General features: G+C 46.9%; 14 protein-coding genes, 1 tRNA gene and 3 rRNA genes. 8 read left to right on the top strand and 10 right to left on the bottom strand.

Annotated elements, in window-relative coordinates:
• Positions 1 to 16: 16 nt before the first annotated feature.
• Positions 17 to 337: a c-type cytochrome gene (locus EL341_RS13260; RefSeq protein ID WP_047781754.1), complete on the top strand. Its 321-nt coding sequence runs from the start codon at positions 17 to 19 to the stop codon at positions 335 to 337.
• A 55-nt stretch (positions 338 to 392) separates the two neighbouring features.
• Here the strand turns inward: EL341_RS13260 and rof are convergent, their stop codons facing one another.
• Positions 393 to 659 carry a Rho-binding antiterminator gene (gene rof / locus EL341_RS13255; protein ID WP_047781753.1) on the bottom strand — a complete coding sequence of 89 codons (267 nt, stop codon included), beginning with the start codon at positions 657 to 659 and terminating at the stop codon, positions 393 to 395.
• A complete protein-coding gene (locus tag EL341_RS13250) occupies positions 646 to 846 on the bottom strand; it encodes a YaeP family protein (RefSeq protein ID WP_047781752.1) in 201 nt (66 codons plus the stop codon). The genes rof and EL341_RS13250 overlap by 14 nt, the downstream gene beginning before the upstream one ends.
• Before the next feature lie 352 nt (positions 847 to 1198).
• Here EL341_RS13250 and EL341_RS13245 point away from each other — a divergent pair, with 352 nt between their 5' ends.
• Positions 1199 to 1747: a YaeQ family protein gene (locus tag EL341_RS13245; protein ID WP_047781751.1), complete on the top strand. Its 549-nt coding sequence runs from the start codon at positions 1199 to 1201 to the stop codon at positions 1745 to 1747.
• A gap of 4 nt (positions 1748 to 1751) precedes the next feature.
• On the top strand, positions 1752 to 2168 hold the full coding sequence (gene arfB / locus EL341_RS13240; protein ID WP_126467988.1) for an alternative ribosome rescue aminoacyl-tRNA hydrolase ArfB: 417 nt from the start codon (positions 1752 to 1754) through the stop codon (positions 2166 to 2168).
• Between the two features lie 236 nt (positions 2169 to 2404).
• On the opposite strand, the gene proS is transcribed toward arfB, so the two are convergent.
• The 6 genes from proS to metN all read right to left on the bottom strand — a co-directional run bounded on the left by proS (position 2405) and on the right by metN (position 8088).
• Positions 2405 to 4144, bottom strand: coding sequence for a proline--tRNA ligase (gene proS, locus EL341_RS13235; protein ID WP_126467986.1), 1740 nt, complete (start codon positions 4142 to 4144; stop codon positions 2405 to 2407).
• A gap of 162 nt (positions 4145 to 4306) precedes the next feature.
• Positions 4307 to 5014, bottom strand: coding sequence for a tRNA (N6-threonylcarbamoyladenosine(37)-N6)-methyltransferase TrmO (gene tsaA, locus EL341_RS13230; protein WP_074822036.1), 708 nt, complete (start codon positions 5012 to 5014; stop codon positions 4307 to 4309).
• Complete coding sequence (rcsF, locus tag EL341_RS13225) at positions 5015 to 5356, bottom strand: Rcs stress response system protein RcsF (RefSeq protein WP_047781747.1); 342 nt, start codon at positions 5354 to 5356, stop codon at positions 5015 to 5017.
• Positions 5357 to 5532: 176 nt separating this feature from the next.
• Complete coding sequence (locus EL341_RS13220; RefSeq protein WP_047781746.1) at positions 5533 to 6348, bottom strand: MetQ/NlpA family lipoprotein; 816 nt, start codon at positions 6346 to 6348, stop codon at positions 5533 to 5535.
• A gap of 59 nt (positions 6349 to 6407) precedes the next feature.
• Complete coding sequence (locus EL341_RS13215) at positions 6408 to 7064, bottom strand: methionine ABC transporter permease MetI (RefSeq protein WP_047781745.1); 657 nt, start codon at positions 7062 to 7064, stop codon at positions 6408 to 6410.
• Positions 7057 to 8088, bottom strand: coding sequence for a methionine ABC transporter ATP-binding protein MetN (gene metN / locus EL341_RS13210; RefSeq protein WP_047781744.1), 1032 nt, complete (start codon positions 8086 to 8088; stop codon positions 7057 to 7059). The genes EL341_RS13215 and metN overlap by 8 nt, the downstream gene beginning before the upstream one ends.
• Before the next feature lie 215 nt (positions 8089 to 8303).
• Here metN and gmhB point away from each other — a divergent pair, with 215 nt between their 5' ends.
• The 5 genes from gmhB (at position 8304) to rrf (ending at position 14344) form a co-directional block, all read left to right on the top strand.
• On the top strand, positions 8304 to 8873 hold the full coding sequence (gene gmhB, locus EL341_RS13205) for a D-glycero-beta-D-manno-heptose 1,7-bisphosphate 7-phosphatase (RefSeq protein WP_126467984.1): 570 nt from the start codon (positions 8304 to 8306) through the stop codon (positions 8871 to 8873).
• Positions 8874 to 9250: 377 nt separating this feature from the next.
• A 16S ribosomal RNA gene (locus tag EL341_RS13200) occupies positions 9251 to 10793 on the top strand.
• 89 nt (positions 10794 to 10882) lie between these two features.
• Positions 10883 to 10958: transfer RNA gene (locus EL341_RS13195), tRNA-Glu, on the top strand.
• 251 nt (positions 10959 to 11209) lie between these two features.
• A 23S ribosomal RNA gene (locus EL341_RS13190) occupies positions 11210 to 14120 on the top strand.
• 108 nt (positions 14121 to 14228) lie between these two features.
• A 5S ribosomal RNA gene (rrf, locus tag EL341_RS13185) occupies positions 14229 to 14344 on the top strand.
• Together the 16S, 23S and 5S rRNA genes with 1 tRNA gene alongside form the textbook arrangement of a ribosomal RNA operon.
• A gap of 776 nt (positions 14345 to 15120) precedes the next feature.
• Here the strand turns inward: rrf and EL341_RS13180 are convergent.
• Together EL341_RS13180 and pssA are read right to left on the bottom strand one after the other, a co-directional pair.
• Complete coding sequence (locus EL341_RS13180; protein WP_126467982.1) at positions 15121 to 15882, bottom strand: transporter substrate-binding domain-containing protein; 762 nt, start codon at positions 15880 to 15882, stop codon at positions 15121 to 15123.
• Positions 15883 to 16095: 213 nt separating this feature from the next.
• Positions 16096 to 17451, bottom strand: a complete 1356-nt coding sequence (gene pssA, locus EL341_RS13175) for a CDP-diacylglycerol--serine O-phosphatidyltransferase (protein WP_047781741.1) — start codon at positions 17449 to 17451, stop codon at positions 16096 to 16098.
• Positions 17452 to 17462: the final 11 nt, after the last annotated feature.

Raw genomic sequence — 17462 nt, 5'->3', positions numbered from 1 at the left:
ACCAGAGGTGAATATAATGAAAAAAGCATTACTCTTATTAGGTGGTGCGTTAATGATTAACTTTTCGGTTTATGCTGCAGGTGATGTTGAAGCAGGAAAGAGTAAATCAGCAAAGTGCGTAAGTTGTCATGGCGTTAATGGCAAAGTTTCTATTCCTACCTATCCTAATCTTGCTGGACAGAATGAAGTTTATTTAGACGTATCTATGCATGCCTATAAAAAAGGTGAGCGTACCGGTGGTTTGGCAACGGTAATGAGCGCCTATGTGAACAATTTATCTGATCAGGATATTGCTGATTTAGCTGCGTATTACGCTAGTTTGGGTGAGAAAGAGTAGAGGATGGTACAAGAGTGGTAAAAACGGGCAGTTTACCTGCCCGGGTTCGGAAAAATCAGTCGGCAAGACTGATCTCAATTTTGCCAATCGTTGGATGACTGAAGTAAGCAATGTTGTCGAGTCTCAGCTCTTTTTGTTCTCCGGCAACATCAACAATCAGATATTCAACCTGCTTTCTTAACAGTAAATCGCAGGCTTTAGCCTCCAGTCTTTCACCACCTCTTAGTTTTATCTCAAGAACTAAATGGTGCTGACAGGCGAGCTCTAAATTATCATAGTCATCACAGTTTATGGGTTGGTACTCTTTTTCAGTCATCACCATAATCACTCACCAATAAATTAGCGGCAGCATAAGCCGCTTGTTCCCTAACGGCAGACGATAGCGTTTCATCAGCGGCAATATCGTCTAGTGTTTTTAATACGCATCCTAACGCATCTGACACATACCCAAGATCGCCGCTGGCGATTTGAGCATATTTACGACGAACAAGTTCGCTGTAGTTGTGCATGTCATCCTCCCTGGCAGCTTATCTCATGTTATGCCGCGTTACTCGGCAAAACCAAATCAATGTCAGAATGTTATCTGCACCGATCACTGTGCTGACTATAGCATAGTTGTTATTCTTTATATCAGCTACTTGGAGACGGTTTGGATAATAAATTTATCGGATTGATTTACTCTAAATTTATTCCGCTTAGCAGTGCATTTTCAATGTGTTATTCGCCAAAATTTTATGTCTAAGATATCGGTGGATTATGTTTATGCCAGACGATTAACTACCTGATTAACGATGTGTTCCGGTGATGAATTGGTTACACTAGCCGCCACTTTACTCTTTTATTCATTCGGGCACTCCTTTCATGGCGTTGAAAGCAACAATATATAAAGCAACGGTAAATGTTGCGGATATGGATCGACAGGTCTATTCCGATACAGGATTAACTCTGGCGCAGCACCCATCAGAGACTGAGCAACGGATGATGCTACGTTTGCTGGCCTGGATTTGTCATGCCGATGAACGCTTATTTTTCACTAAAGGGCTGTGTGCGGACGATGAGCCGGAATTATGGCTGCGTAATGACCATAACGGTATCGTCCTTTGGGTTGAGCTGGGATTACCTGATGAGAAACGATTAAGGAAAGCCTGCCATCAATCAGAGCAGGTGGTGTTATATACTTATAGTGAAAGGGCGGCCAAAGTGTGGTGGCAACAAAATCAAAGTAAGTTAGAAGGCCACAAAAATTTAGCCGTCTATTTTATCGATGATGTTCAGCTTAAACAGCTGTCTTCAATGTGTCAGCGAAATATGCAGCTACAGGCGACGATTCAGGATAGTGCCGTCTGGCTATCCGATAGTCAGAATAACTGTGAGTTGACGTTTGAAACCTGGAAAACATTCGGCGAATAATGTTATGGGGCTAGTTATCTCTGCGGGCGTCACCATTCCCGATGATGAAATCATATTGAGCGCTATTCGGGCTCAGGGGGCGGGTGGCCAGAATGTGAATAAGTCGTCTACGGCGATTCATCTTAAATTTGATATCAAAACATCCAGCCTGCCTGAATTTTATAAACAGCGTTTATTGGCACTTAATCATCATTTAGTGACCAGTGAAGGTGTGGTGGTGATTAAAGCTCAGGAATATCGCAGCCAAGAGCAGAACCGCGAAGCGGCACTGGCTCGATTAGTAGCATTAATTCAGGAAGCAACCCGTTTTCAGAAAGTGAGAAGAGCGACGGCGCCAAGCAAAAACGCCAAGCGTAAACGTTTGGAGAGTAAAGTTCGCCGGGGAGAAACCAAAAACCTGCGGGGCAAAGTTGATTTTTGATAATAAAAATCCCGCCGTAGCGGGATTTGAGACTGCTGACAAACGCTTCTAAATTAGCGTCAGTGGTTGTTCCGGCTGTAAAAGCACTGAGTAAATATCATTATTGTGCTCAGCCGGAAGACCGTTATTATTTGATTACGGGGGCGACAGGCCTACATCTCCTACGGGCACTCCGGCAGCTCTCGCTGCTACGACCCCCACGGAGATCTCTCCTGTCGTTTGACAATGAAGCAGGTTTATATATTCTCCAACGATAGCTGAGGTTTGATTTGCGATAGCAGGAACGACACGATTTCATCGCTTTTAATCATCTGCTTATCACCACCACGGCGATATTTGTATTCCATTTCATTGTTATCCAGATTGCGATCGCCGATAACCACCGTATGTGGAACACCAATCAACTCCATATCTGCGAACATCACGCCTGGACGCTCTTTACGGTCATCAAGTAGTACATCAATGCCTTTTGAACGCAGAGTGTCATATAACTGCTCGGCAACTTCTTGAACGCGGAATGATTTATGCATATTCATTGGCACAATAACCACATCAAACGGGGCAATAGCATCAGGCCAGATGATACCGCGCTCGTCATGGTTCTGTTCGATAGAAGCTGAAACCACGCGAGTGACGCCGATACCGTAGCAGCCCATGGTCATGGTCAGGTTACGGCCATCTTCACCCTGAACTGTTGCTTTCATAGCTTCGGAATACTTAGTACCCAGTTGGAAGATATGGCCGACTTCAATACCGCGTTTAATCAGCAGGGTACCTTTACCGTCCGGGCTTGGATCGCCAACCATGACATTACGGATATCAGCAACCGTTGGGACGGCTAGATCACGTTCCCAGTTAATGCCGAAATAGTGTTTATCATCAATATTGGCGCCAGCACCAAAATCACTCATCGCCGCCACGGTGCGGTCAATAATGAGCGGAACTGGCATGTTAATCGGCCCTAAAGAACCCGGTCCGGCACCAACAGCGGCACGAATTTCTTCTTCTGAAGCAAACGTCAGCGGGCTGGCAACCGGTGGTAAGTTTTGAGCTTTGACTTCGTTCAGTTCATGGTCACCGCGAACCAACAGGGCAATCAGTTTATGACCGCTCTCTTCTGCTGCGTGAACCAGTAACGTCTTAACAGTTTTTTCTACCGGTAGATTAAATTGTTCAACCAGCTCATTGATGGTTTTTGCATTAGGTGTATCAACCAGACGCATATCTTCCGATGGTGCTGGACGAGATTCGGAAGGCGCAATGGCCTCTGCCAACTCAATGTTGGCGGCATAGCCTGATTCGGTTGAAAACACGATATCGTCTTCACCGCTATCCGCTAATACTTGGAATTCATGGGAGGAGCTACCACCGATAGAGCCGGTATCAGCCAGAACCGGGCGGAAATCTAAACCAATACGGGTAAAGATTTTGCTGTAGGCCTCATACATTTTGTCGTAAGTCACTTGCAGTGACTCCGGCGTAGTATGGAATGAGTAAGCGTCTTTCATAATAAATTCGCGAGAGCGCATAACGCCGAAACGCGGGCGTACTTCATCGCGGAATTTAGTTTGAATTTGGAAGAAATTCAGCGGTAACTGCTTATAAGAGCTGATTTCATTACGCACTAAGTCAGTGATAACTTCTTCATGGGTAGGGCCTAAAACAAACGGGCGCTCACCGCGATCGACAAAGCGTAATAGCTCCGGACCATATTGTTCCCAGCGGCCGCTTTCCAGCCATAAATCGGCAGGTTGCACTACCGGCATAGAAACTTCGAGTGCCCCGGCGTTGTTCATCTCTTCGCGAACGATGTTTTCGACCTTTTTAAGGACGCGTAATCCGGTTGGTAACCAGGTATATAAACCTGATGCCAGCTTACGGATCATGCCAGCACGCAGCATTAGCTGGTGGCTAATGACTTCTGCATCGGCCGGCGTCTCTTTCAGGGTTGAGAGCAGGTATTGACTAGTACGCATGATGTAGTGCTTCCATTTAATCTTTAAATAATGGCGTTTTTTTCTCTATTGGCTATCGGAAAACGTAACGTCGGATAGTACCAACAGGGCATTGGCCTGATTTTTAAAAGTAGTCTAGTGTATCAGTGACTTTCCTCACTCAAAAGAGAGGAAGCGGAATTTCTAGCGTCTATCGATAGAAATTACCTGCGCCTGAGCGTTTTCTACCCGCCAACGCACGTTAAACTCCAACAAATGAACCGCAAACTCTCTGGCCTGCTGCTCATCTTTTCGGTATGCGGGACGAGGGTCCTGCGCCAATACCTGAGAGATAAAGCGCTCAAGCTGAGGATAAGTTCGCTGTTCTCGCTGTAATACTTGCTCCGCCTGTGGGGAGAATGTCACCGACATATTGGCTTCTGGTGCATCTTGAGCAAAACCAGCCTGAGCATGAGGGATGCTTTCTGCAAAGGGTAAATAAGGCTTGATATCAACCACCGGAGTGCCATCAACCAAATCAAGGCTGCCAAGTTTAAGGGTAATCTCTGAACCCTGCTGGTGGATACCTTTTAGTTCTACCAGTGACATACCAATCGGGTTTGGCCGGAACGTGGAACGGGTAGCGAATACGCCCATCCGGGCATTCCCCCCTAAGCGAGGGGGGCGAACCGTTGGTCGCCAGCCGCCTGCTTGAGTCTGGTGAAAGATAAACACTATCCAGATGTGGCTAAACTGTTCCAGCCCGCGCACGGCTTCGGCCTGATTGTATGGTGGTAACAGCAACAGTTCTCCGCCACCATCCTGAATCAGTCCAGGTTGGCGGGGAACCGCAAACTTCTCTTTATAGGGCGAGCGGATAACGCCGATGGGGTTAATATTCAGCGTTGTCATTTAGAAATTGACGTGCAATGCCGTGCCTTCACAGATAGCAACCTGATAGCAACCTGGCGCTGACGCCATCATCTCACAACGCGTTAATAGTACAGCGTTGGCATTTTTATAGGCGGCTCTTTTTTGCATATTTAACATAGCCGCAGTGATGCTTGGTGGTGAGTCCTGAGCGGTAAACTGGCATGAGTCACCGGAGACTGAACCCAGTTCTTTAAAGGCCGCACCGGATAGTTCAGCTTCGGTTTTATACAATTTTACCGGCTCTAGCTCTGCGGATGTTGTCCCTGATTGAGCACAACCACCCAGCAAAACGGCAAACAGGCAAAGAGTGAGAATTCTCATGTTATTTCCTCGAAAAAGCGTATTGGCCCACAGGGCGCGTAATTTCACTGAAATATCAGTGAATATCAATAAAAAAACAGTGTACAGCCTGATGATGAAAAACCAATAAAAAAGGCAGATATTGCTATCTGCCTGAGTATATTAACCTGAGAAGAATTTATCAGTCAGATAAATTATTACCAGCCTTTAACTGCGCCGCCCTTAAACTCTTCATCGGCCGCTTTATATACTTCATCAGACTGGAATGCCTGAACGAATTTTTTCACGTTTTCAGCATCTTTGTTGTCTTCACGGGCAACGATGATGTTGACGTAAGGTGAGTCCTTGTCTTCTACGAAGATGCCGTCTTTAGTTGGTGTTAAACCAATTTGGCTTGAATAAGCGGTATTAATCACAGCCAGAGTGATTTGGTTGTCGTCTAAAGAACGCGGTAACTGTGGCGCTTCCAATTCAACAATTTTGAATTTTCTTGGGTTTTCAATAATATCCAGTGGGGTTGGCATTAAACCAACACCATCTTTTAGCTTAATCAGACCTTGCTTTTGCAGTAGCAGCAATGAACGACCGAGGTTAGTTGGATCGTTTGGTACCGCAATTTGAGAACCGTCTTTTAACTCATCAAGAGATTTAATTTTCTTGGAATAAGCAGCGATAGGATATACAAAAGTGTTACCAACCGGGGATAGCTTGTAGCCACGCTCTTTTATTTGCTGATCCAGATACGGTTTATGTTGGAACGCATTCAGGTCGATATCGCCTTTGTTTAAGGCTTCGTTAGGCAGGACATAGTCGTTGAATGATACCAGTTCCACGTCTAAGCCATATTTATCTTTAGCAACCTGTTTTGCTACTTCGGCCACTTTTAATTCTGCACCAACGATCACACCAACTTTAATGTGATTAGGATCTTTTTCTTCCTGGCCGCATCCCGCCAACGCGAGAGATCCAATCAGAGCACCAACAGCGGCAAATGTTTTAAACTTAATTAACATATTTTATCTCTCTATTTACAGTACGCTGCAAGCAGCACAATTTATCTTTATCAAAGCCATTATTTATGACTGACGGCTTTAACGAGGTAATCACCACAGAGCTGGATCAAATAAACCAATATAACTAATAGCACAAGAACGGTATTCATCACTGTGGCATCATATCTGACATATCCATATTGATACCCTAACTGACCTAACCCCCCAGCGCTCACGGTACTCCCAACAATTGCCGAGTAGCCCACCAGAGTAATCAAGGTAATTGATGCACTGTTGATTAAACCCGGTAATGATTCAGGCAATAGCACTTTATAAACGATTTGCAGGGGTGTTGCCCCCATAGCACGGGCCGCTTCAATTAAACCGGTGGATATTTCCAACAGCGTATTTTCTACCATACGGGCAATAAAAGGTGCTGCGCCAATACTTAATGGCACTAAAGCCGCTTTTAATCCAATAAAAGTACCCATAATCAAATCGGTGAAAGGAATCATCCACACGATTAAGATAATAAATGGTAGCGACCGGAATATATTCACCACCGCCGACATGGCGCGGTAAATCACCGGATTATCCAGTATTTGTCCTGGTCTGGTTACGTAGAGCAGTACGCCAGCAGGTAAACCAATAAGAAAGCCAAAAAAGCCAGAGGCAAACGCCATGACAATGGTTTCCCAGGTGGATTTAGCCATTAACCACATCATTGCTTCAGACATAACCTAATACCTCAACTTTTACGTGGTGTTCCTGGAAAAACTTAATAGTGGCAAGCGTATCTTCGTGAGTGCCGTGAATTTCAGTCAACATAACGCCAAACTTCACACCACCGGCATAATCCATTTGGGCACTGATAATATTGTTATTAATGTTGTAGCGACGAGCCACCTCAGACAGTAAAGGAGCATCAACTGACTGACCGGTAAACTCCAGTCGTAGTAATGGATGCGTATTCTCTGTCTGTTCTGCGGTCAGTCTGCTGGAGTAATCATCAGGGATATCTAAATGTAGAGTCGACTGAATGAATTGCTGAGCCAGCGGAGTTTTAGGATGAGAAAACATGGCGCTGACGCTGTCTTGCTCAATCAATTTACCATCGCTAATCACTGCGACCTGATCACAGATGCGCTTTACGACGTCCATTTCATGAGTAATTAACAGAATGGTTAAGCCTAAACGACGGTTAATGTCTTTTAACAGTTCCAGAATAGAGCGGGTTGTAGCCGGATCCAGCGCACTGGTGGCTTCATCACACAACAATACCTTAGGGTTGCTGGCCAGCGCACGGGCGATAGCTACTCGTTGTTTTTGTCCACCTGATAGATTAGCCGGATAAGCGTCATGCTTATCGCTGAGGCCAACCAGCTCTAATAATTCGGTAACCCGACGTTTTCTTTCGTCAAACGGTACGCTATCAAGCTCTAATGGCAGCGAGACGTTACCGAATACGGTACGGGAAGACAGTAGATTAAAGTGTTGGAAAATCATGCCAATCTGGCGACGAGTTTTGGTCAAGGCTGAAGATGGCAACGCCGTCAGATCCTGATTATCAATCAAAACTTGGCCGGAAGTTGGGCGTTCAAGCAGATTCACGCAGCGAATAAGCGTGCTTTTTCCGGCGCCGGATGCACCGATAACGCCATAAATTTGTCCGGCTGGAACATGGAGGCTCACGTCTGAAAGAGCGGTGATTGTCCGGTTCTTCTGCTGGAATATTTTGGTAATATTCTGAAGTTTAATCATATTTTTCTTTAAGGTTGCTACTGTTACGGTGGCTGTTGTTATCAATAATAACCACCGATCATAAAATAGAACTCAGCAAATGCTAAGTGATTGGATGGATGCTAAGGCGTCTAGACGTCTAAGTCAAACTGTTTTGGATCTATCGAAACGTTCCGACAGTGGGTAAAATCATGCGATACTAGACAATATCTAACGCCATCAGGAGTGATGAATACGTGGCAAATCTTATACCTGCAATTTTTCTTGACCGTGACGGCACACTAAATGTTGATCATGGCTATGTACATGAAATCGATCAATTCCAATTTATTGATGGCGTGATTGAAGCCTGCCTTGAACTCAAAAAGATGGGATTTGCTTTAGTTGTGGTAACGAATCAATCCGGTATTGCTCGGGGCAAGTTTACTGAAGAGCAATTTATCACGTTAACGGAGTGGATGGATTGGTCTCTTGCCGATCGTGATATTGATTTAGACGGTATCTATTATTGTCCTCATCATCCTGACGGAGAAGAAGGTGAATTCCGTCAAACGTGTGACTGCCGTAAACCGAAGCCTGGTATGTTGATATCGGCACAGAGGGAACTGAATATCGATATGGCTGCTTCTTATATGGTTGGTGATAAGGCCGATGATATGCAAGCAGCAATAAATGCCGGGGTTGGTCATAAGGTCTTGGTCAGAACTGGGAAAGTGATTACCCCAGAAAGCGAAGCCCTCGCGGATGTAGTGTTGGATAGCCTGGCAGCATTACCAAATGCTATCAAAGCGGGGCAGTTTAGCTAATTATCAGCATAAATTTTCCGCAAACAGTAAAAAAATTTATTTAGGGCTTGCTATTCATCATAATACCCCTATAATGCGCCTCCACTGACCCGGCAACAGCCGGCGAAGACAGAGGTTAAGATGAATAAATCTGTGATTTAACACTTGACTCTGTAGCGGGAAAGCGTAGTATACGCAGCCCGTGCCACAGCAAGCGAAGCTTACTGTTGGTCATGCTCTTTAACAATTTATCAGACAATCTGTGTGGGCACTCACAAGACGGTATCTCACGCTGTAACACTTCGGTGTTCAGCAACAAAAAATACCAAGTCTTAAAGAGTGACCAGACAGTAATTCATTTGTGAATTATTGAAAGTAATCTTTGAGCATCAAGCTTTTAATTGAAGAGTTTGATCATGGCTCAGATTGAACGCTGGCGGCAGGCCTAACACATGCAAGTCGAGCGGCAGCGGAAAGTAGCTTGCTACTTTGCCGGCGAGCGGCGGACGGGTGAGTAATGTCTGGGAAACTGCCTGATGGAGGGGGATAACTACTGGAAACGGTGGCTAATACCGCGTAACGTCGCAAGACCAAAGAGGGGGACCTTCGGGCCTCTCGCCATCAGATGTGCCCAGATGGGATTAGCTAGTAGGTGGGGTAATGGCTCACCTAGGCGACGATCCCTAGCTGGTCTGAGAGGATGACCAGCCACACTGGGACTGAGACACGGCCCAGACTCCTACGGGAGGCAGCAGTGGGGAATATTGCACAATGGGGGAAACCCTGATGCAGCCATGCCGCGTGTGTGAAGAAGGCCTTAGGGTTGTAAAGCACTTTCAGCGGGGAGGAAGGGTAGGTACTTAATACGTGCTTACATTGACGTTACCCGCAGAAGAAGCACCGGCTAACTCCGTGCCAGCAGCCGCGGTAATACGGAGGGTGCAAGCGTTAATCGGAATTACTGGGCGTAAAGCGCACGCAGGCGGTTTGTTAAGTTAGATGTGAAATCCCCGGGCTTAACCTGGGAACTGCATTTAAAACTGGCAAGCTAGAGTCTTGTAGAGGGGGGTAGAATTCCATGTGTAGCGGTGAAATGCGTAGAGATGTGGAGGAATACCGGTGGCGAAGGCGGCCCCCTGGACAAAGACTGACGCTCAGGTGCGAAAGCGTGGGGAGCAAACAGGATTAGATACCCTGGTAGTCCACGCTGTAAACGATGTCGACTTGGAGGTTGTTCCCTTGAGGAGTGGCTTCCGGAGCTAACGCGTTAAGTCGACCGCCTGGGGAGTACGGCCGCAAGGTTAAAACTCAAATGAATTGACGGGGGCCCGCACAAGCGGTGGAGCATGTGGTTTAATTCGATGCAACGCGAAGAACCTTACCTACTCTTGACATCCAGAGAACTTAGCAGAGATGCTTTGGTGCCTTCGGGAACTCTGAGACAGGTGCTGCATGGCTGTCGTCAGCTCGTGTTGTGAAATGTTGGGTTAAGTCCCGCAACGAGCGCAACCCTTATCCTTTGTTGCCAGCACGTAATGGTGGGAACTCAAAGGAGACTGCCGGTGATAAACCGGAGGAAGGTGGGGATGACGTCAAGTCATCATGGCCCTTACGAGTAGGGCTACACACGTGCTACAATGGCGTATACAAAGAGAAGCTAACTCGCGAGAGCATGCGGACCTCATAAAGTACGTCGTAGTCCGGATCGGAGTCTGCAACTCGACTCCGTGAAGTCGGAATCGCTAGTAATCGTGGATCAGAATGCCACGGTGAATACGTTCCCGGGCCTTGTACACACCGCCCGTCACACCATGGGAGTGGGTTGCAAAAGAAGTAGGTAGCTTAACCTTCGGGAGGGCGCTTACCACTTTGTGATTCATGACTGGGGTGAAGTCGTAACAAGGTAACCGTAGGGGAACCTGCGGTTGGATCACCTCCTTACCTAAAAGATACGCAGTTGAGTGCAGTGTCCACACAGATTGTCTGATGAAATGAAAAGAGAGCAATGCGTCTGCGAAGTCGACTTCAGTGTCCCCTTCGTCTAGAGGCCTAGGACACCGCCCTTTCACGGCGGTAACAGGGGTTCGAATCCCCTAGGGGACGCCAATTGCTGATGATGGGTGAAAGCCATTATCGATGATAGCCTGTTGAGTCAGGTTATTTTAATATCTCAAAACTGATTTTGCTGTGAATGCGGCAGAGTGATGTTTGAGATATTTGCTCTTTAACAATCCGGAACAAGCTGAAATTTGAATCCTCAGCAACAATGAGTTTTACACTGACATTGTTGAACTGAGCGAGTCTCTCAATATTTGCAGCACGAAAGTGGTCTTGTAAGAGACACCTTCGGGTTGTGAGGTTAAGTGACTAAGCGTACACGGTGGATGCCTAGGCAGTCAGAGGCGATGAAGGGCGTGCTAATCTGCGATAAGCGTCGGTAAGGTGATATGAACCGTTATAACCGGCGATACCCGAATGGGGAAACCCAGTGTGTTTCGACACATTATCATAACATGAATACATAGTGTTATGAGGCGAACCGGGGGAACTGAAACATCTAAGTACCCCGAGGAAAAGAAATCAACCGAGATTCCCCTAGTAGCGGCGAGCGAACGGGGAGCAGCCCAGAACCTGAATCAGTTTGTGTGTTAGTGGAAGCGTCTGGAAAGTCGCGCGATACAGGGTGATAGTCCCGTACACCAAAATGCACAGATTGTGAGTTCGATGAGTAGGGCGGGACACGTGATATCCTGTCTGAAGATGGGGGGACCATCCTCCAAGGCTAAATACTCCTGACTGACCGATAGTGAACCAGTACCGTGAGGGAAAGGCGAAAAGAACCCCGGCGAGGGGAGTGAAACAGAACCTGAAACCGTGTACGTACAAGCAGTGGGAGCACTCTATAGGGGTGTGACTGCGTACCTTTTGTATAATGGGTCAGCGACTTATATTTTGTAGCAAGGTTAACCGAATAGGGGAGCCGTAGGGAAACCGAGTCTTAACTGGGCGTCATAGTTGCAAGGTATAGACCCGAAACCCGGTGATCTAGCCATGGGCAGGTTGAAGGTTGGGTAACACTAACTGGAGGACCGAACCGACTAATGTTGAAAAATTAGCGGATGACCTGTGGCTGGGGGTGAAAGGCCAATCAAACCGGGAGATAGCTGGTTCTCCCCGAAAGCTATTTAGGTAGCGCCTCGTGAACTCATCTTCGGGGGTAGAGCACTGTTTCGACTAGGGGGTCATCCCGACTTACCAACTCGATGCAAACTCCGAATACCGAAGAATGTTATCACGGGAGACACACGGCGGGTGCTAACGTCCGTCGTGAAGAGGGAAACAACCCAGACCGCCAGCTAAGGTCCCAAAGTCATGGTTAAGTGGGAAACGATGTGGGAAGGCACAGACAGCCAGGATGTTGGCTTAGAAGCAGCCATCATTTAAAGAAAGCGTAATAGCTCACTGGTCGAGTCGGCCTGCGCGGAAGATGTAACGGGGCTAAACCATGCACCGAAGCTGCGGCAGCGATATGAAAATATTGTTGGGTAGGGGAGCGTTCTGTAAGCCTGCGAAGGTGGACTGTGAGGTCTGCTGGAGGTATCAGAAGTGCGAATGCTGACATAAGTAACGATAAAGCGGGTGAAAAGCCCGCTCGCCGGAAGACCAAGGGTTCCTGTCCAACGTTAATCGGGGCAGGGTGAGTCGACCCCTAAGGCGAGGCCGAAAGGCGTAGTCGATGGGAAACAGGTTAATATTCCTGTACTTGGTGTTACTGCGAAGGGGGGACGAAGAAGGCTAGGCTATCCGGGCGACGGTTGTCCCGGTTTAAGCGTGTAGGTGGGTTGTTTAGGTAAATCCGGACGACTATTAAACACTGAGGCGTGATGACGAGTCTCTACGGAGATGAAGTAGTTGATGCCCTGCTTCCAGGAAAAGCCTCTAAGCTCCAGGTAACATTAAATCGTACCCCAAACCGACACAGGTGGTCAGGTAGAGAATACTCAGGCGCTTGAGAGAACTCGGGTGAAGGAACTAGGCAAAATGGTGCCGTAACTTCGGGAGAAGGCACGCTGGCATTAGGTGAAGTCCCTCGCGGATGGAGCCGAAGCCAGTCGAAGATACCAGCTGGCTGCAACTGTTTATTAAAAACACAGCACTGTGCAAACACGAAAGTGGACGTATACGGTGTGACGCCTGCCCGGTGCTGGAAGGTTAATTGATGGGGTTAGCGGCAACGCGAAGCTCTTGATCGAAGCCCCAGTAAACGGCGGCCGTAACTATAACGGTCCTAAGGTAGCGAAATTCCTTGTCGGGTAAGTTCCGACCTGCACGAATGGCGTAATGATGGCCAGGCTGTCTCCACCCGAGACTCAGTGAAATTGAACTCGCAGTGAAGATGCTGTGTACCCGCGGCAAGACGGAAAGACCCCGTGAACCTTTACTATAGCTTGACACTGAACATTGAGCCTTGATGTGTAGGATAGGTGGGAGGCTTTGAAGCGTGGACGCCAGTCTGCGTGGAGCCAACCTTGAAATACCACCCTTTAATGTTTGATGTTCTAACTTTGGCCCGTGATCCGGGTTGAGGACAGTGTCTGGTGGGTAGTTTGACTGGGGCGGTCTCCTCCCAAAGAGTAACGGAGGAGCACGAAGGTTAGCTAATCACGGTCGGACATCGTGAGGTTAGTGCAAAGGCATAAGCTAGCTTGACTGCGAGAGTGACGGCTCGAGCAGGTACGAAAGTAGGTCTTAGTGATCCGGTGGTTCTGAATGGAAGGGCCATCGCTCAACGGATAAAAGGTACTCCGGGGATAACAGGCTGATACCGCCCAAGAGTTCATATCGACGGCGGTGTTTGGCACCTCGATGTCGGCTCATCACATCCTGGGGCTGAAGTAGGTCCCAAGGGTACGGCTGTTCGCCGTTTAAAGTGGTACGCGAGCTGGGTTTAGAACGTCGTGAGACAGTTCGGTCCCTATCTGCCGTGGGCGTTGGAAGATTGAGAGGGGTTGCTCCTAGTACGAGAGGACCGGAGTGAACGCACCACTGGTGTTCGGGTTGTCATGCCAATGGCATTGCCCGGTAGCTACGTGCGGAAAAGATAACCGCTGAAAGCATCTAAGCGGGAAACTTGCCTCGAGATGAGTCTTCCCTTGGACCTTGAGTCCACTAAAGGAACGTTAAAGACCATGACGTTGATAGGCCGGGTGTGTAAGCGTAGCGATACGTTGAGCTAACCGGTACTAATGAACCGTGAGACTTAACCTTACAACACCGAAGGTGTTTTGATTGAGAGATTTTCAGCTTGTGAACGGATTGAAGTGAATGGTTGAGTGCGTTGAGAGACGGACCTGACGGTTCATGAAACAGAATATGCCTGGCGGCGATAGCGCGGTGGTCCCACCTGACCCCATGCCGAACTCAGCAGTGAAACGCCGTAGCGCCGATGGTAGTGTGGGGTCTCCCCATGCGAGAGTAGGGAACTGCCAGGCTCCAATTAAGTGATAACCCTCAGCGAAAGCTGGGGGTTTTTGCGTTTTTGGGTGGTTGAACTTCTTGGCTCGTAAGGAGTAAGGCGTATCGTCATCCCAGCGAAAGCGGGGATCTCGCCCTCAGGCCGAGCGCTGCTATTAAGCTAAAACCCAAGCGAGGAGGGCGCAGGTATTGAGTCTGGGCGAGCTTCGGGCCTAGCCGCGCTACGGGCACTTCGTTGGCTGACCCCCACGCCCGTCTCTCCCTCAGATTTACATTCGAATGATTGGTATTGCTCCAAATTCTATTCTCTTGTCATTAATCTCGTCATCCCGGTGGAAACTAGGATCTGGGATTTAGCTGAGAGGGACGTCGGTATTGAGTCTGCGCGAGCTTCGGGCCTAGTCGCGCTACGGGCACTTCGTTGGCTTACGCCAAGTCGACCCCCACGCCCGTCTCTCCCTCAGATTTACATTCGAATGATTGGTATTGCTCCAAATTCTATTCTCTTGTCATTAACCTCGTCATCCCGGTGGAAACCGGGATCTCGGTTTTAGCTAGTGGGTTAATACATGGCTTAAAGGTCTATCCCCAGTTTTCACTAGGATGAAGGGGGGAGAAAGAATAGCCTACCAAGCCTATCTAGCATTCGAATGATGTATTTGTGGGTCAGTATGATTATCAGAAAGTAGGGAAAATCGTTTGGGAATAAGTTTTTAGAATACTTTTTATATTCGTTTTTTCAGCACTTAAACAATAAGCCCTAATTCAAATTAGGGCTTTGATGGAGTATAGATTATTCGCGAATTTTCCACTTCTTGGCTAACTGAGATTTTGTCTCACCCTGTAACCAAGTATTGATACTTTCCAAGAGCTGGGCGTTGTCTTTTTTCATCATATAGACTTTATAACTCTCAGTTCCAGCGAAAGGTTTTTCTGTTGCTATGCAAAGTACATTTGGTTCTTTATTCTGATAGTAATCCCCTTCAATCAGGTCAGTAACCATGATATCCGCAGTCTTATCTCTTAGGGCTTGTAGGTTATCAAAGTTATCTTTAACGCGAATCACCTGAGCCTGTTTGATATGGCTGTCGACGAAGCTTTGATTTGTGCCTCCTGGATTAACCACGACTTTTACTTTAGGTTGATCGATCTTTTCTAAGTCTGGTAATTCTTTAGCAACAGCGCAACTGGCCAGCGCAATTTTTCCATTGGCAACAATGGGTTTTGTCAGACCAAATTCAGCTTCACGTTTTGCAGTAGCAGTAACGCCACCCATCGCAACGTCAAATTTATCGGCCGCTAAGTCGTTAGATAGGCTAGGCCAACTGGTAATGACAAAATCTACCTTTAGATTTAAATGTTTACCTAGTGCATTAGCCATATCGATATCATATCCCTCAAGCGCACCAGAAGCGTTTCGATAAGCGAGTGGAGCATAGTCACCTGGAACACCCACTTTAAGCGTTCCTGATTGCTGAATGGCTTTCATATTACGAGCCTGAACCTGCATGCAACTAAGAATTAATATTGCACCGAATAGGGTTTTTAACTTCATTTTTATATCCTTTTGGTTTTGATGTCGGAGATAATTAACATTAATTATCAACAGAATTCCACTAAAAGCGTGTGAAGTGCATTTTCAGGTACTTTTCTTGAATAGATGGATATTCTGATTTTTGACAAGCTATCGATATAATATGAAATCGATGTATATGCAGGGAATAACAAAAAAGCGCCTTAATAGGCGCTTTTTTGTCTGAGCGAGAGATTAGAGAATTCGGCTGATAAGCTTATCAATTCGGATTCGCCTTAATCTGCGGATTAACTTGCGAATCTTTACCGGATAAAACTGAATGCTCTGTAACTGTTGGTAATGATTAACCACAAAGGTATGGGTGCGGATACATTCCAGTTCACGCAAGCGCGCTTCTTTCAGCTCACCTAAAGGATCGTGAATCAGGATGGCATTTTCCAGATCGAGATGCCATGCGCGCGGATTAAGGTTGTTACCGGTAATTAGCTGCCATTCATCATCAACCCAGATACCTTTAAGATGATAAGTATTATCTTCATCTTTCCATAACCGAACGGTTAGCAGCTCTTGATCAACGTAACGCTGTAGTCGAGTGACAAAGCGACGCAGGTTAATTTCATAAAGATAAGGAAGAGCACCAATAATCTTAAACGGCTGATCTTCTGGAATATAGAAGTCATTTGCGGTTTTATCACCGACGATGATTTCAACTTGCTTACCCTGACGTAGCAAAGAAATAATATTTTTTACGAGTGGAGCGGGTAAGTTGAAATAAGGCGTACAAAGCGTCAGTTTGTGCTCGGTACTATTCATCAGGCGATCGATCGTTTTATTCAGGGGACTATGGCGTCCTAAGCCAACCAGCGGTGTGACTGATAGCTGCTCGTTGGTTGCGCTATTTTCAAATTGATATCCCTGCACACGCAGGCTTTGTCTGAACTTCTTTATATCATTTTTAATTTCTGGGCTGCGCGGACGATTATGGCAGTCCAGCTTATGCACCGCTTCAGCGGTTAGCAAATGCTGCTTAACATAGTTAACCATGCTCTGTGCTAAGGCCGGATTTGTAATAAACTGATAGCGGTCATAACGATATTTGTCGTGTTGATGCAGATACACATCATTAACGCTGGCACCGGTATAGGCAACGGTATTATCGATAATACTGCCTTTTAAATGCAGGACGCCCAATGCTTCACGGGTGTTAACCGGAATACCATATACCGGAACGTTGATTCCTGGATGCTGCTCAGCCATTTTGCAGTACCAATCAGCATTGGTACTTTCAGCAACTGCCCCGATTCTTCCTCGTTGAGCACGATGCCAGTCTACTAATATCGCAACCTCTAACTCCGGTCGACGCATTTTAGCCTGATAGATCGCAGATAGGATATCAGCGCCTGCATCATCACGTTCCAGATAAAGGGCGATCAGATAGATACGTTGCTCTGCACGACTGATTAAGTCCAGTAAAGCAGCGCGGTAATCTCCAGGACTTGACAATACTTTAATATCATCAATTTGTTGGGATATTTTAGGCAATTGTGCAAGGTGTTGTTGAGATTTCTTACGTTTAAATGATGACAACATCACAGTGCATT

Source organism: Pragia fontium, from assembly GCF_900638655.1.
In the GTDB taxonomy this organism is placed as follows: domain Bacteria; phylum Pseudomonadota; class Gammaproteobacteria; order Enterobacterales; family Enterobacteriaceae; genus Pragia; species Pragia fontium.
Note: the sequence above shows the minus strand (reverse complement) of the source record. Positions and strands in the feature narration are given on the sequence as shown.

Bases quoted from the DNA above. Each gene is read 5' to 3' on its own strand.
- EL341_RS13260 (WP_047781754.1), top strand. From the start codon at position 17: ATGAAAAAAGCATTACTCTTATTAGGTGGTGCGTTAATGATTAACTTT.
- rof (WP_047781753.1), bottom strand. From the start codon at position 659: ATGGTGATGACTGAAAAAGAGTACCAACCCATAAACTGTGATGACTAT.
- EL341_RS13250 (WP_047781752.1), bottom strand. From the start codon at position 846: ATGCACAACTACAGCGAACTTGTTCGTCGTAAATATGCTCAAATCGCC.
- EL341_RS13245 (WP_047781751.1), top strand. From the start codon at position 1,199: ATGGCGTTGAAAGCAACAATATATAAAGCAACGGTAAATGTTGCGGAT.
- arfB (WP_126467988.1), top strand. From the start codon at position 1,752: ATGGGGCTAGTTATCTCTGCGGGCGTCACCATTCCCGATGATGAAATC.
- proS (WP_126467986.1), bottom strand. From the start codon at position 4,144: ATGCGTACTAGTCAATACCTGCTCTCAACCCTGAAAGAGACGCCGGCC.
- tsaA (WP_074822036.1), bottom strand. From the start codon at position 5,014: ATGACAACGCTGAATATTAACCCCATCGGCGTTATCCGCTCGCCCTAT.
- rcsF (WP_047781747.1), bottom strand. From the start codon at position 5,356: ATGAGAATTCTCACTCTTTGCCTGTTTGCCGTTTTGCTGGGTGGTTGT.
- EL341_RS13220 (WP_047781746.1), bottom strand. From the start codon at position 6,348: ATGTTAATTAAGTTTAAAACATTTGCCGCTGTTGGTGCTCTGATTGGA.
- EL341_RS13215 (WP_047781745.1), bottom strand. From the start codon at position 7,064: ATGTCTGAAGCAATGATGTGGTTAATGGCTAAATCCACCTGGGAAACC.
- metN (WP_047781744.1), bottom strand. From the start codon at position 8,088: ATGATTAAACTTCAGAATATTACCAAAATATTCCAGCAGAAGAACCGG.
- EL341_RS13180 (WP_126467982.1), bottom strand. From the start codon at position 15,882: ATGAAGTTAAAAACCCTATTCGGTGCAATATTAATTCTTAGTTGCATG.
- pssA (WP_047781741.1), bottom strand. From the start codon at position 17,451: ATGTTGTCATCATTTAAACGTAAGAAATCTCAACAACACCTTGCACAA.